The 15,160-nt window shown below is 70.8% G+C and carries 7 protein-coding genes; all 7 read right to left on the bottom strand.

Translation table 11 applies throughout. The annotated features are described in order from the left end of the window. Nucleotides 1–113 precede the first annotated feature (113 nt). Nucleotides 114–6,050: a non-ribosomal peptide synthetase gene (locus MQE23_RS20920; protein WP_279345154.1), complete on the bottom strand. Its 5,937-nt coding sequence runs from the start codon at nucleotides 6,048–6,050 to the stop codon at nucleotides 114–116. Beyond that, nucleotides 6,047–10,642 carry a non-ribosomal peptide synthetase gene (locus MQE23_RS20915; protein ID WP_243379861.1) on the bottom strand — a complete coding sequence of 1,532 codons (4,596 nt, stop codon included), beginning with the start codon at nucleotides 10,640–10,642 and terminating at the stop codon, nucleotides 6,047–6,049. The genes MQE23_RS20920 and MQE23_RS20915 overlap by 4 nt, the downstream gene beginning before the upstream one ends. A 133-nt stretch (nucleotides 10,643–10,775) precedes the next feature. Next, nucleotides 10,776–10,985: an MbtH family protein gene (locus MQE23_RS20910; protein WP_020275977.1), complete on the bottom strand. Its 210-nt coding sequence runs from the start codon at nucleotides 10,983–10,985 to the stop codon at nucleotides 10,776–10,778. 7 nt (nucleotides 10,986–10,992) lie between these two features. Beyond that, a complete protein-coding gene (locus MQE23_RS20905; protein ID WP_037672357.1) occupies nucleotides 10,993–11,766 on the bottom strand; it encodes an alpha/beta fold hydrolase in 774 nt (257 codons plus the stop codon). Nucleotides 11,767–11,773: 7 nt separating this feature from the next. Next, nucleotides 11,774–12,757 carry a TauD/TfdA family dioxygenase gene (locus tag MQE23_RS20900; RefSeq protein WP_243379860.1) on the bottom strand — a complete coding sequence of 328 codons (984 nt, stop codon included), beginning with the start codon at nucleotides 12,755–12,757 and terminating at the stop codon, nucleotides 11,774–11,776. A 146-nt stretch (nucleotides 12,758–12,903) separates the two neighbouring features. Further along, the gene (locus MQE23_RS20895) at nucleotides 12,904–14,169 is read right to left on the bottom strand and encodes an MFS transporter (RefSeq protein ID WP_243379859.1); all 1,266 of its coding nucleotides are present in this window, start codon (nucleotides 14,167–14,169) and stop codon (nucleotides 12,904–12,906) included. Then, nucleotides 14,166–15,116, bottom strand: a complete 951-nt coding sequence (locus MQE23_RS20890; protein ID WP_243379858.1) for an ornithine carbamoyltransferase — start codon at nucleotides 15,114–15,116, stop codon at nucleotides 14,166–14,168. The genes MQE23_RS20895 and MQE23_RS20890 overlap by 4 nt, the downstream gene beginning before the upstream one ends. Nucleotides 15,117–15,160: the final 44 nt, after the last annotated feature.

Here is a 15,160-nt window from a genome sequence, read left to right as displayed (position 1 = left end):
CTCGCGAACTTCATGGTGTGGCCCGTGTTTTGATTCTTTCAGCGCAATTCCACGGGTCGCCAGCACATTTCATGTCCGCTTCTGCCGGTGGCAGGAGCCTGCCACCGGAAAGGTCAGTATCCCCCCCACTCCACCAGGAGTTGGTGACGCTCCTCCTCCGTGAGGATGTCGATGCCACTCACGGGGCGCTCCGGGTCCTCCGCCAGGGTCTCCAGCAGGTGCAAAACCCGGTCGAGCAGCCGCTGGGCCTCGTCGCGCGTGTAGAGGTCCGGCAGGTATCCCAGTCGCAGACCGAGGCTGTCGCCGTCCGGCACGACGGCCATGCGGAGCGGGTAGTGGGTGGCGTCCTCATTGTCGATGTCGAGCACATCGAGGTCGCCGAGGACCGTGTCGAGGACCGACGGGTCCAGGGGGTAGTTCGTCAGCACCGTGGTGGTGTCGAAGAGGGTGCCGAAGCCGGTGTGGCGCTGGATGTCGGACAGGCCGTAGTGGTGGTGCGGGATCAGCTGTGCCTGCTCCTCCTGCAGCCGGGTGAGCAGCCCGATCACCGGCTCCTCCGGGCGCAGCCGTACGCGTACCGGGAGGGTGTTGATGAACAGGCCGAGCATCCGCTCGACCCCCTCCAGCTCCGGCGGCCGGCCCGAGACGGTGGCACCGAAGACCACGTCCTCCCGGCCCGTCTGCCGCGCCAGCAGCAGACCCCACACACCCTGGATCACCGTGTTCAGCGTCACCCCGTACCGGCGCCCGGTCGCGGCCAGCGCCTCGGCGAGTTCCTTGGGCATCTCCGTACGGACCATGTCCTGCACGGGGCTGTGGTCGTGGGTGGTGTCGGGGGCGACGAGGGTCGGTTCGGGCAGTCCTTCCAGGGCCGAGGTCCAGGCTTGTTCCGCCGCCGGCCGGTCCTGGCGTGCCAGCCATGCCAGATACTGCCGGTACGGCGTCACCGGCGGCAGCGCCGCGTCGTCACTCCTGGCCGCATACAGCCGGAACAACTCCTCCACCAGCACCGGAACCGACCAGCCGTCCCACAGAATGTGGTGGCCCGTCAGCAGGATGCGGTAGCGGCGCTCGCCCAGCTTCAGCAGCGACAGCCGCAACAGCGGAGGACGACCCAGATCGAAGGGACGCAAGCGGTCCTCGGACGCCAGCTCCGCCGCCCGCGCCTCCGCATCCGCCACGCCTGAGAGGTCCACTTCGGCCCACGGCAGCCGCACCCGCCGGTACACCACCTGCACCGGCCGGCTCACACCCTCGTGCCGGAACCCCGCCCGCAGATTCGCATGCCGGGCCAGCAGCCGCTCACCCGCACGCCGCAACGCCCCAGCATCTACCTCACCGGCCAGATCGAACCGCACCTGCGAGGTGTACACATCCACCGACCCATCCGCCACCAGCGAATGGAACAGAAGCCCCTCCTGCAGCGGCTGCAGCGGAAGAATGTCCTCGACCTCAGCCGCGCCGTCCTCCAGCACTTCGATCTCGTCCTGGCCGAGCTGGACGAGGTCCAGGTCGGAGGGGGTCAGACCGCCCGCGCCTGGTGCGTCGGCGTGCCGGGCCAGACCCTCCAGGGCCTCGAACCACAGCTGTGCCAGCTCCCGCACCTCCGCCTCGGACAGCACCCCGTCGGCCCACGCCCAGCTCGCGTGCAGACACGGCCCCTCGGCCAGGTCGTACGTCACCGCGTTGAGCTCCAGCGCGTGCGCCAACGGCAGCCCCGCATCGGCACCACCACCGATCATGCCGGCGCGGGCACTCAACTCCCAGGCGCCGTTACTGCCGTTGGTGAACCGGCCGAGATAGTTGAAGCCCGCCTCGGCCTGCCCGCACGTCGCGAGTTCGGCCCCGGCGGCCGGGTCGAGGTGGCGCAGGACGCCGTAGCCGATGCCGTCGTCGGGGACGGCCCGCATCTGCTCCTTGACCCGCTTCAGCACCCGCCCGGCAGCCGCGTCCCCGGCACACACCTCGTCCCAGGAGACCCCGCCCGCGTCCAGACGCACCGGATGGATCGACGTGAACCAGCCCACCGTCCGCGACAGATCGACCCCCGGCTCCTCGACACGGCCATGCCCCTCAAGATCGAGCAGCACCCCCGCGTCCGACTCCCGGCCACGCCGCCGCTGCCACTCCTGCACCGCCGGCGCCAGACCTGCCAGCAGCACATCGTTCACCCCGCCACGGAACAACGCCGGAACCCGCGTCAGCAGCGCCTCCGTCAACTCCACCGGGAGAGACAGGTCCAGCACCCGGCGGGTGACCACGGTGTCCTTCGCCGCGTCCAGAGCCCGCGAACCAAGCGGCCGCGCAGGCTCGCCGGCGATGTGACGCCAGAGGTCCAACTGGGCGGCGTACGTTCCCTGGCCGGCCTGCTCGTGCAGCCGTCGTGCCCAGCTCCGGAACGACGACGGCACGGGCTCCAGCTCACGGCCCTCCCAGGCCGCCTTCAGGTCCTCCAGCAGGATCCGCCACGACACCCCGTCCACCACCAGGTGATGCGCCACCAGCAACAGCCGACCCGGCTCGAACCACACCGCGCGGAAGACGACACCGGCGTCGGGATCGAGCCGTCGGCGCTCGGCCTCGGCACGTTCGTCGATGGCGGTCAGTACGGCCGCTTCGTCGAGGTCGCAGACCGCGGCGTGCTCCAGCAGTCCGTCGGCGTCCACCGCACCCGGCGCAGCCACCTCCAGCGACCACGCGTCGCCCTCACGCACCAGACGTGAACGCAGCATGTCGTGCCGCTCGATCACTGCCTGCAACGCCCGTACCAGACCGGCACGGTTCACCGCATCCGGGAGGGACACCACCACATGCTGGTGGAACCCCTCCACGGGCCCGCCCAGCCCGCGCAGCCAGCCCATGACCGGAGTCAGGGGCACCGTACCGAGCCCGGCACCGGCAGGCTCCGTCACCGCACTGTCGGTGCCCACCGGTGCCGCGGCCTGGGCCAGCCGTTCGACCGTCGGGTGCTGGAACACATCCCGCGCCGACAGCACCCAACCCGCCCGTCGCGCACGCGACACCAGCTGAATCGCCATGATGCTGTCGCCACCACAATCGAAGAAGGAGTCCTCGACCCCGACCTGGTCCAGGCCCAGCACCTCGGCGAACAAGGAGCACAACACCTGCTCCGCACCCGGGCGTGGCTCACGACCGGCACCGGAGCTGAACTCCGGCGCCGGCAACGCCCGCCGGTCCACCTTCCCGTTCACCGTCAACGGCAGCCGCTCCAACACCACGAAGGCCGCCGGCACCATGTACTCCGGCAGGGATTCCCCCAGGAACGCCCGCAGGTCGGCCGTGGACGGCAGCTCGCCGTCGACGACGAGGTAGGCGATCAGGCGTTCGTCACGGACGATGACCACTGCGTCGCGGATCGCGGGGTGGGTGGTCAGGCGGGCGCTGATCTCGCCGGGTTCGATGCGGTAGCCGCGTACCTTGACCTGGTCGTCGGCACGTCCCAGGAACTCCAGGCTTCCGTCGGTACGTCGGCGGGCGAGGTCGCCGCTGCGATAGAGGCGTGAGCCGGCGGGTCCGAAGGGGTCGGGAACGAACCGTTCGGCCGTGAGCTCGGGCCGGTTGAGGTAGCCGCGGGCGACGCCGGGGCCGCCGACGTAGATCTCGCCGGGGACACCGACGGGCACGAGCTCGCCGCGCGCGTCCAGGAGGTGGAGGCTCAGGTCGTTCAGCGGACGGCCGATCGGGCTCGCCGAGCCACCGGCGGCGACGTCTTCCTCGCCGACCGGGTAGTACGTGACATGCACCGTCGTCTCGGTGATGCCGTACATGTTCACCAGCCGCGGCGACTCCAGGCCATGACGCGCCACCCAGCCCTGAAGAGCCCCACAGTCCAGGGCCTCACCGCCGAAGATGACGGTGCGCAGAGCGAGTTGGCCGCTGTTGTTGCGGGTGCGGTCCTCCTCGATGAGCTGTGTGAAAGCGGACGGTGTCTGGTTCAGTACCGTCACGCCCTCACGGACGAGCAGTTCGTGGAAGCGGCTCGGCTCGCGTGCCGTCATCTCCGGCACCACCACCAGCCGGCCACCGTGCAGCAGCGCCCCGAAGATCTCCCACACCGAGAAGTCGAACGCGTACGAGTGGAACAGCGTCCACGCATCGGAGGGGCCGAACCCGAACTGCGCCTGCGCCGTCTCGAACAGCCGCACCACGTTGGCGTGCCCCAGCACCACGCCCTTCGGCCGTCCGGTCGAACCCGAGGTGTAGATCACGTACACGACGCTGTCCGGCACCACCGACACCACCGGCGCGGTCTTCGGGCGGGATGCGATCACCTCCGCGTCCCGGTCCAGCACCACGAGTTCACCGTCGAAGACCTCGCCCAGCACGGGCACCAGCCCGCCGGAGGTGACCACGACCCGGGCGCCCGCGTCCGCCAGCACATAGCCCAGCCGGTCCGCGGGGGAGGCCGGGTCCAGCGGCAGATAGCCCGCGCCCGCCTTCAGTACACCCAGCAGTGACGGCACCAGATCCAGGCCACGTTCCAGGCACACACCCACCAGCGAACCCTCGACCACCCCCAACGACCGCAAGTGATGGGCGAGTCGGTTCGCACGGATCTCGACCTCGGCATACGTCAGCGACGACTCACCGAAGACCACCGCCACCGCATCCGGAGAGGCCGCGGCACGCTCCTCGAAGATCTCGTGCACACACCGTTCCACCGGCGCCGACGCCACCACCGGACCCGCGGCGGCCAGGAGGAACTCACGTTCGTAGGCGGGCAGTACGTTCACTGCGTCCGTCCGCTTCTCCGGGTCTTCCACGAGGGTCTCGAGCAGATGGACCAGGCGGCCGCTGATCCGCTGGGCCTCGTCGTGGTCGTAGACGTCCGGACGGTAGCTCACCTTGAGGGTGAGACCGGCTCCGGGGAGGGGTATGGCGGCGAGGGACAGGGGGTAGTGGGTGGCGTCGTCGAAGCCGATGCCCACGAGTTCGAGGTCGCCGAGGACGGTGGTGAAGACGGACGGATCCAGGGGATAGTTCTCGACGACCATGCTGGTGTCGAAGAGGGTGCCGAAGCCGGTGTGGCGCTGGATGTCGGACAGGCCGTAGTGGTGGTGCGGGATCAGCTGTGCCTGCTCCTCCTGCAGCCGGGTGAGCAGCCCGATCACCGGCTCCTCCGGGCGCAGCCGTACGCGTACCGGGAGGGTGTTGATGAACAGGCCGAGCATCCGCTCGACCCCCTCCAGCTCCGGTGGCCGGCCCGAGACGGTGGCACCGAAGACCACGTCCTCCCGGCCCGTCTGCCGCGCCAGCAGCAGACCCCACACACCCTGGATGACGGTATTGAGCGTCATCCCGTGCCGGCGGGCCAGTGCGGTGACCCGGTCGAGCAGGTCACGGGGGAGGTCAGTGGAGACGTACTCCTGGAGGGCCGTCTTGTCGTGGGTGGTGTCGGGGGCGACGAGGGTCGGTTCGGGCAGTCCTTCCAGGGCCGAGGTCCAGGCTTGTTCCGCCGCCGGCCGGTCCTGGCGTGCCAGCCATGCCAGATACTGCCGGTACGGCGTCACCGGCGGCAGCGCCGCGTCGTCACTCCTGGCCGCATACAGCCGGAACAACTCCTCCACCAGCACCGGAACCGACCAGCCGTCCCACAGAATGTGGTGGCCCGTCAGCAGGATGCGGTAGCGGCGCTCGCCCAGCTTCAGCAGCGACAGCCGCAACAGCGGAGGACGACCCAGATCGAAGGGACGCAAGCGGTCCTCGGACGCCAGCTCCGCCGCCCGCGCCTCCGCATCCGCCACGCCTGAGAGGTCCACCTCGGCCCACGGCAGCCGCACCCGCCGGTACACCACCTGCACCGGCCGGCTCACACCCTCGTGCCGGAACCCCGCCCGCAGATTCGCATGCCGGGCCAGCAGCCGCTCACCCGCACGCCGCAACGCCGCCCCGTCCACCTCACCGGCGATGTCGAAGCGAAGCTGCGAGGTGTACACATCCACCGACCCATCCGCCACCAGCGAATGGAACAGAAGCCCCTCCTGCAGCGGCTGCAGTGGAAGGATGTCTTCGATGCGCGACCTGGTCACTTTGAGAACTCCCAGTCGAGGTCGTAGTCGTCGTCGTTCTCGAAGCCCTCGATCGCTTCGATCTCGTCCTGGCTGAGCTGGACGAGGTCCAGGTCGGAGGGGGTCAGACCGCCCGCGCCTGGTGCGTCGGCGTGCCGGGCCAGACCCTCCAGGGCCTCGAACCACAGCTGTGCCAGCTCCCGCACCTCCGCCTCGGACAGCACCCCGTCCGCCCACGACCAGCTCGCATGCAACCGCGGCCCCCCGGCCAGGTCGTACGTCACCGCGTTGAGCTCCAGCGCGTGCGCCAACGGCAGCCCCGCATCGGCACCAGCGCCCACCATGCCCGGACGAGAACTCATCTCCCAGGCGCCGGCATCGCCGGCGAACCGGCCCAGGTAGTTGAACGCCAGCTCGGCCCGTGCGCCGGCGGCCAGTTCCGCGCCCGCCGCCGGGTCGAGGTAGCGCAGGACGCCGTAGCCGATGCCGTCGTCGGGGACGGCCCGCATCTGCTCCTTGACCCGCTTCAGCACCCGCCCGGCAGCCGCACCACCGGCACACACCTCGTCCCAGGACTCCCCGCCCGCGTCCAGACGCACCGGATGGATCGACGTGAACCAGCCCACCGTCCGCGACAGATCGACCCCCGGCTCCTCGACACGGCCATGACCCTCAAGATCGAGCAGCACCCCCGCGTCCGACTCCCGGCCACGCCGCCGCTGCCACTCCTGCACCGCCGGCGCCAGACCTGCCAGCAGCACATCGTTCACCCCGCCACGGAACAGCGCCGGAACCCGCGTCAGCAGCGCCTCCGTCAGCTCCACCGGAAGCGGCAGAGTGATCTCGCGCTGTGTGGCGGCGGTGTCCTCGGCGGGGGTCAGAGTCCTGGAGCCGAGCGGGGGGTTCGGCCGTCCGACCAGTTCTCGCCAGAAGTCCAGGCGTCCGGCGTAGGTGCCCTGTTCGGCGTGCTCGTGCAGGCGTCGCGCCCAACTGCGGAACGACAGCGGCACGGGCTCCAGCTCGCGGCCCTCCCAGGCCGCCTTCAGGTCCTCCAGCAGGATCCGCCACGACACCCCGTCCACCACCAGGTGATGCGCCACCAGCAGCAGCCGACCCGGCTCCAGCCAGACCGCGCGCAGCATGCTCCCGGCGTCAGGGGCGAGCAGGCCGCCGGCGTGGCGTACGTGCTGTGTCACGGTCGCTTCGTCGAGGTCGGGGACGGTGACCTGCTCCAACAAGTCGCCCGCGTCCACCCCACCCGGCGCCGCAACCTCCAACGACCACCGGCCGTCCTCACGCACCAGACGCGAACGCAACATGTCATGCCGGTCCACCACGGCCTGCAACGCGCCCACCAGCGCGCCACGACTCACCGAATCCGGCAACGACACCACCACATGCTGGTGGAAGCCCTCCACCGGCCCCGACAGGTCCCGCAACCACCCCATCACCGGAGTCAACGGCACCACGCCCACCCCGGCACCCACCGACTCCGCCACCACACCACCGGCACCCATCGGCGCCGCGATCCGCGCCAAAGCCTCCACCGACGGATGCTGGAACACATCCCGTGCGGACAACACCCATCCCGCACGACGCGCACGCGACACCAGCTGAATCGCCATGATGCTGTCGCCACCACAGTCGAAGAAGGAATCGCCCACCCCCACCCGCTCCAGGCCCAACACCTCAGCGAACAGGGAACACAACACCTCCTCCACACCGGAGGCTGGCGCACGTCCCGCACCCGAAACGAACTCCGGCGCGGGCAGAACCCCCCGGTCCACCTTTCCGTTCACCGTCAGCGGCAGCCGCTCCAGCACCACGAACGCCGCCGGCACCATGTATTCCGGCAGTTCCCGGGCGACATGGGTGCGCAGGTCGGCCGGGTCGGCGGGCTCGCCCTCCGGTACGACGTAGGCGACCAGACGGCGGTCCCCGGGGCGGTCCTCCCGCGCGACCACGACGACCTGGGCGACCGACGGATGCGTGGCCAATGCCGCCTCCACCTCGCCCAGTTCGATGCGGAAGCCGCGCACCTTCACCTGGAAGTCGGCGCGCCCCACGTACTCCAGCTGCCCGTCCGCACGCCAGCGGACGAGGTCGCCGGTGCGGTACATGCGCTCTCCGGGAGCACCGAACGGACAGGCCACGAACCGCTCCGCCGTCAGGCCCGGGCGGTTGTGGTAGCCGCGGGCCAGGCCGGTGCCCGCGACGAAGAGTTCGCCCACCACACCGACCGGTGCCGGCCGCAGGCCGGAGTCCAGGACGTAGCACCGCATGTTGTCCAGCGGCGTACCGATGGGGGGAACCGTGCCGATGTCGTCGGCCGTCCGCGCGAGGGCGGTCACGGCGAACGTCGTGGTCTCCGTGGGGCCGTAGCCGTTGCCGACGGTGATTCCGGGGCAGGCTTCGAGGACGCGGCGCATGGCCGCCGCGGAGCCGGCGTCGCCGCCGGTCCAGACGGTGTGCATCCCGGCGAAGGCCTTGGGGTGCTCGTCGGCGATCAGATTGAACAGGGCCGTCGTCAGGAAGGCGGCGGTCACGCCGTGTTCGGTGACCATCCGCTCCACCACCGCGCCGTCCACCTGGCCCGGCGGTGCCACCACGACCCGGCCGCCGTTCAGAAGGGGCACCCAGAGCTCATACGTGGAGGCGTCGAAGGACTGGGGGGCGTGCATGAGGATGCGGTCGTGGTCGCCGCCGACCCAGCGCCGGTCGAAGGCGAAGTCCGAGACATCGCGGTGGCGCACCCCGACGCCCTTGGGCACCCCCGTCGAACCCGACGTGTACATCACGTACGCCAGCCGGTCGGGGTGCACGGTGATGTCGGGAGCCCCGGGGTTCTCCTGGTCGTCCTCGGCCTGCTCGCTCGACCATGCCATCCGGTCGAGGGTCACCACGCGCGTCGACAGTTCCGGCACCTCGCGATCCGTGAGCAGCACCGTGGCGCCGACGTCACGTATCACCCACGCCAGTCGCTCGGGCGGGAGGCCCGAGTGCAGCGGCACATACGTGCCGCCGGCCCGCACCACGGCCAGCGTCGCCACCACGGCGTCGACGGAGCGCTCCAGCAGCAGCGCCACCGGGGATTCCACCGTCACGCCCAGCGTCATCAGCCGTCGCGCCAGCCGGTTCGCCCTCGCGTCCAGCGCGGCATAGGTCAGCTCCACCCCGTCGGCCGCCACGGCGACCCGGTCGGGGGTGGCCGCGGCCTGCGCGGCGAACAGCTCGCCGAGCGCCCCGGCGGGCACGGCCCGGGCGGTCGCGTTCCACTCCGTCAGCAGCAGCCGCCGCTCCTCGGGGGACAGCACCTCCACCTCGCCCGTCGGGCGCTCCGGCTCGGCGATCAGACCCCTCAGGAACCGCAGGAAACGGTCCTGGTGGGCGGCGAGCCGGTCGGTGTCGTAGAAGGCCGGGTTCGCGTCGAAGGCGAGTGTCAGCCCTTCGCCGTCGGCGCGGTGGTAGGCCGCGATGGACAGCTCGTCCACCGGGCCGTTGGACAGGTTGTGGGCAGTGGTGCGCAGCCCCGCGAAGTCCAGGTCGTAGTCGAAGTCCATCATGTTGACGACGGGGCCGACCAGGGACTGGCCGTCACCGAGGAGCTTGAGGTCGCGCCGTATGTCCTCGTAGCGGTAGCGCTGGTGCTTCAGTGCGGCGCGGGTGGCCCGGGTGACCTGGGCGACGAGCTGCGCGAGGGAGTCGTCCGGGGCCACCCGCACCCGCAGGGGCACCACGTTGGAACGCAGGACGGGAGTGCGGCGGTCGGCCGGTGTGGTCCGGGCGGTGACCGGAAGACCGAGGACGACGTCCTGTCTGCCGGTCGTCCGCGCCAGATAGGCGGCCGTGGCGGTGATGGTGAGGATGGGCCACATCGAGCGCAGCCGCCGGGCCACGACCCGCAGTTGCTCGAAGTCGGCGGCGGGCAGCCGGACGTTGCGCCGCAGGAACAGGACCTGCCCCACCGGGGGCGTGAGTTCCTGGGTGTCCACCAGCCGGGGCGGTTCCGGGGTGTCGGCGAGAAGCGCGGACCAGTACTCACGGTCCGCCGTGCGGGCCGGCGAGCGACGGTAGTCGGCGTCCTCCTCCAGCAGCTGGGACAGCGGGGCGAACCCGCTCGGGCCGAACTCCTCGCCACGTGCCAGGGCGGAGTACACCTCCGCCATCCGGCCGCTGATCAACGGGCCGCCGGAGGCGTCGATCAGGATGTGGTGGATGCGCTCGTAGAAGTGGAAGCGCTCCTCTGCCACCTTCAGCAGGGCAAAGGTGGTCAGGCCGCCCTCGGCGAGGTCGACGGGCCGGTGCCGGTCGCGGTGCATCCACTCCTGGGCGGCGGCCTCGGGGTCGTCCTCCCCGGTGAGATCGATCAGCGGCAGCCCGGGGCTCAGCTCCGGGACGACCAGCTGGCGCAGCTCCTCGCCTTCCTTGACGATGGCGCGCACCCGGAGCGTCTCCGCGTCCTGGAGGAGCTGGTGCCAGGCGGCCTCCAGCAGACGGTGGTCGACGTCGCCGTGGAAGGTGATGTACTCGGAGATGTTGTACTTCGCACCGGTCGGGTCGAGTTCATGGCCTGCCCAGACACCCGCTTGCGCTGCCGACAGAGGGAGACTCACGGTTTGTGCTGTTTCGGGTATGGGCATGGCTTTCCACCACCAGGGTCCGGGTATCGAAGAAGATCGGGCGACGGCGTGACGACGCGAGGGCGTCGGCCGAAAGCGGTACGGGCAGGGCGTGTCTACGGCGGCGTCACGCCACCCGCCGGCCCAGGCTTCCGGGCCGCATGTCCGTCCAGTGGGTGTTGACGTAGTCGACGCACGCCTCGCGCCCCGCCTGGCGCAGGACGACGGTCCAGCCGGCCGGGACCTCGGCGAAGGCGGGCCACAGCGAGTGCTGTCCCTCCTCGTTGACCAGGACGTGGTACGCGGCGTCCGGGTCCTCGAACGGGTGGGTGCTCATGGGGTGGTCAGCTCCTCTTCGCCACGTCGCTGAGTGTGTCGGCCACCAGGGTCACGAGCCGGTCGGTGGCCGTCTCGGTGTAGAAGTGACCGCCGGGCAGGGTGTGCAGGTCGAACGGCCGCACGGTGTGCCGGGACCACTGCCGGGCCTCGTCCTCGTTCACGGAACCGTCCTGGTCGCCGATGACGGCGGTCACGGGGCAGTCGAGCGGGGATCCGGGGACGTAGCGGTACGAGGCGACGAGCCCGAAGTCGTTGCGCAGCATGGGCAGCATCAGCTCGAGCAGGTCGTCGCCCTGCTCCAGCAGGGCCGCGCCGGATCCGCCCAGGTTCCGGATGTACGCCATGATCTGCTCCTCGGTGCCGAACCGGACGGTGTCCGGGCGGGGAACCGAGGGCGCCTTGCGCGCGGACACGAACAGCCGGGTCAGCGCCGGTGCCCCGGAGGCCCGCAGGGCGCGGGCGACCTCGTAGGCCACGGTGGCGCCGAGGCTGTGGCCGAAGAACGCCACGGGCCGGTCGAAACAGTGCAGGACGGCCCGCGCGGCCTCGGACACCAGGACCGGGAAGTCCCCGATCAGCGGCTCGCCGTACCGGTCCTGCCGGCCGGGGTACTGGACGGCGATCAGCTCGATGTCGGGCGGCAGCAGCTCCGGCCAGTCCCTGAAGGCGCTCGCGCTGCCGCCGGCGTGCGGAAAGCAGACCAGCCGCAGCCGGGCGTCGGCGCGCGGCACATAGCGGCGCAGCCATGCGCTCCCGGGTGTGGAGTGGTGCACGGTCATGGCGTGGTCACTCCCCGCCGCGCTCGGACCGCGCGTTCGGCGCGTACGGCTCCGCCATGGCGACTGCGATACGGCGGGCTCCGGTGAACGGTTCCCGGCCGTGCGCGGCCAGCATGTTGTCCACGACGAGCACGTCGTCCTGCTGGTAGTCGAAACGCACCGTCTGCGCCCGGTAGCAGGCCCGCAGATGGTCCGTGACCTCATCGGGAATGCGGCCGCCGTCACCGTAGTAGGTGTTGGTCGGCAGGTCCTCCTCGCCGAACAGGCCGAGCAGCCCCTCACGGACCTCGGCGGGCAGCGTGGTGTGGTGGAAGAACACGATGTGGTTGAACCACACCGTCTCCCCCGTCTCGGGGTGGGTGTGGATCGCTTTGCGGCGCGCCCGGGTTCGCAGCGCGTCGTCGCCGAGCCACTCGAACTCGATGTCCTTGGAGCGGCAGTAGGCCTCCACCTCGGCCCGCTCGTCGGTGTTGAACAGCTCCCGCCAGGCCACGCCGAAGTGGTCGTGGAAGTTGCGCACGACCATCCAGCCACGCCGGGCGAACTCCTCGCGGACCGCCGGGTCGATGGAGGCGTACACCTTGCGGATGTCGGTCAGCGGGGTGGCGCCCTGCGTCTCGGGCGGCTGGTCGCAGTAGAAGTAGAGCGTCCGGGGCCAACTCGCCTGGTAGGAGTTCTCGTTGTGGACGAAGATCTCCTCCTCCGGCGGATAGTCGGTGGAGGTGTAGACGTTCCCCTTGATGGTGCTGCGCGGGGAGGACCGCTCGGAGTAGGTGAGCGGGTCACCGGACAGTTCCCTGACCACCTGGTCGAACCCGTCGATCCCGCCGATGTCGAAGCCGCGCAGCAGCAGCGCACCGTGGGTCCTCAGTGACGCCCGCAGCCGTTCTCGGTCCGACTTGATCAGGCGGATGACGTCCCGGTCCGCGGACTCGGCCTCGACCAGGAGCGGCAGCGGCTGTCCCGCTGGTGCTGTGCGATGGGCGGACATCGTGGTGGCATGCCTTCCTGAAAGGGTGTTGGGTGCCGGAGGCGTGCGTGTGTCCGCGTTCGGCCCCGGTCGCGTGGGTACGGGCGCTCGTGCGCGAGCTGCCCGTCCGCCTCCCCACTGTGCGGGGGAGGCCTATATTTCTTCGGTCATTTCTCCGGTGTACGCCCCGCGGTCCTGATGACCGGGCTCAGTACGGCGACCAGCGCCATGGCTGCCATCGCGGCGGCGACCGCCGTGACGGTGGGCGTGGTGCCGAAGGCCGCGAGCAGCAGGCCGCCGACGAGCGCCCCGGCGGAGTTCATGCCGGAGCCGATGAGAGCGAAGACGCTGGTCACCCGGCCCTGCATCTCGTCCGGGGTGATCTGCACCTGGTACACGCCGGCCGCCACGTTCAGCAGGGCACCGGCGAAGGACATCCCCGCGAACAGCGAGCCGATGAGCACCGGTTGGTCGACCAGGGCGACGGGCGTCATCAGCAGCGCCCACACCGCCAGCGTGCCGGTGACGATGGCGCCGGGCGACAGCCGCTTCAGGAACCACGAGCCGGTGAGGGCTCCGAGGATGCCGCCCACACCCGACACGGTCCCGATGAGGCCGATGGTGGCCGGGGAGCCGCCGTTCTCCTTGACGATCAGCACGAGAGCCAGGGACAGCACCTGGAAGAGGATGTTGCTGCCCGCGATCAGCCCCACGGCGGCCCGCATGAACCGCTGCCGCCACACCCAGGCGAGCCCCTCGCCGACCTCCTGGCGCAGATCGCGGGGCGCCTGCGGGCGCTCCGACTGGAACTTCTTCCGGATCAGCAGCAGCGTGACCAGCGCGGTCAGATGGGACACCGCCGTGAGCAGGAACGGCAGCCATCGGGCCACCGCGTACAGGGAGCTGCCGCCGAGCTGCCCGAGCAGCCCGGCGCCCTGTCCGCGTGCCTCGTTGCGGGTCAGCGCGACGGTCAGGTGGTCCGGGTGGACGAGATTGCGCACCGCGGCCCGCTCGGCGAGCCGGTAGAAGATCGCCGCCGAGCCCTCCACGAACGCGGCGGCCATCAGGTGCGGCAGCCACAGGTGCCCGCCGATCAGCGCGGCCGCGACACTGCCCATGGCGGTCAGCCCGGCGAGGTCGCACAGGATCATCAGCCGGCGCCGGTCCAGGCGGTCCACCAGGGCCCCGGCCGGGAGTTGCAGGAGCAGCTGGGGCAGCAGCGCGGCGAACCCGACGAGTCCGGCGCCGGTCGGGGAGCCGCCGTACCAGACCATCAGCAGGGGGTAGGCGACGGTGCTCGCCCGGGTGCCGAACAGCGAGAGCCCGGCGCCGGTCCACAGCAGCAGGAAATCCCTGTTCTTCCGCAGTGGGGGTGGTGGCGCCGTGCCGGGCTGGGCGCCACCGTCTTCGCGGTGCTCCTCCGTCAGGCTCATTCGGACGTGCCGGGCGTACCGACGGTGCCGAGGCGGCACCATTCGAGGACCGCCATGGCGCTGTGCATCTTGTTCTCGGCCTGGTCGAAGGCGATGCTCGCCGGGCCGTCGAGCACCTCGGCGGTGACCTCCTCACCCCGGTGGGCGGGCAGGTCGTGCATGAACACGGCGTCGGCGTTGTGCGTCCACAGGTCCCGGGTGACCTGGAAGGGGGCGAACAGTGAGCGCCAGTCGGGGTCGGGCTTGCTGGTCCCGGTCGTCTGCCAGCGGGTGGTGTAGATGACGTCGAGGTCCTTGGGCAGGTCGTCCATCGTGTGCCGCTCGGTCACGGTGGCACCGGAGCGCTCCGCGTGGGCGCGCGCCCGGGCCAGAATGTCCTCGGGCAGCCCGTAGCCGGTCGGGGTGCGCAGCTCGAGTTCGGTGCCGGGGAAGCGGGTCAGGCCCAGCGCCAGGGCGGCAGCGGTGTTGTTGCCCTCCCCCACGTACAGCAGCCGCAGCCCCTCGACGCGGCCGAAGCGGCACATGAGTGTGCTCAGGTCGGTCAGACCCTGGGTGGGGTGCTCGTCGGCGCTCATGGCGTTGATCACGGACATGCGGGGCTGGGCCGCCCAGCCCCGCATCTCCGCCGGGTCGTCGGCCGTCCGGGCGACCAGGACGTCGAGCATCCGGGAGAAGACCTGCCCGGTGTCCTCGCTGGTCTCCCCGGTGTTGGTCTGCAGGTCGCCGCCGTTGTACGTGATGATCCGCGCCCCGAGCCGCAGCGCCCCCGCCGAGAAGGCGGTACGGGTGCGGGTCGAGGTGCGCCGGAAGTAGATGCCGGCGATCGTGCCGTCGAGCACGGGGCCCGGGGTGGCCGTGCCGCCCGAGAAGGCGGCTCCCCGCTCCACGAGGTGGCGCAGGTCGGCGTCGGTGAGGTCGTCGAGGGATATCAGGTGTCGTGCGGTCATGCGGCGCTCCTCGGCATGGGGCGTACGAGTGGTCGGACGGCGAC

The sequence above is a fragment of the Streptomyces sp. HP-A2021 genome (assembly GCF_022807935.1).
Taxonomy (GTDB): Bacteria; Actinomycetota; Actinomycetes; order Streptomycetales; family Streptomycetaceae; genus Streptomyces; species Streptomyces afghaniensis.
Note: the sequence above shows the minus strand (reverse complement) of the source record. Positions and strands in the feature narration are given on the sequence as shown.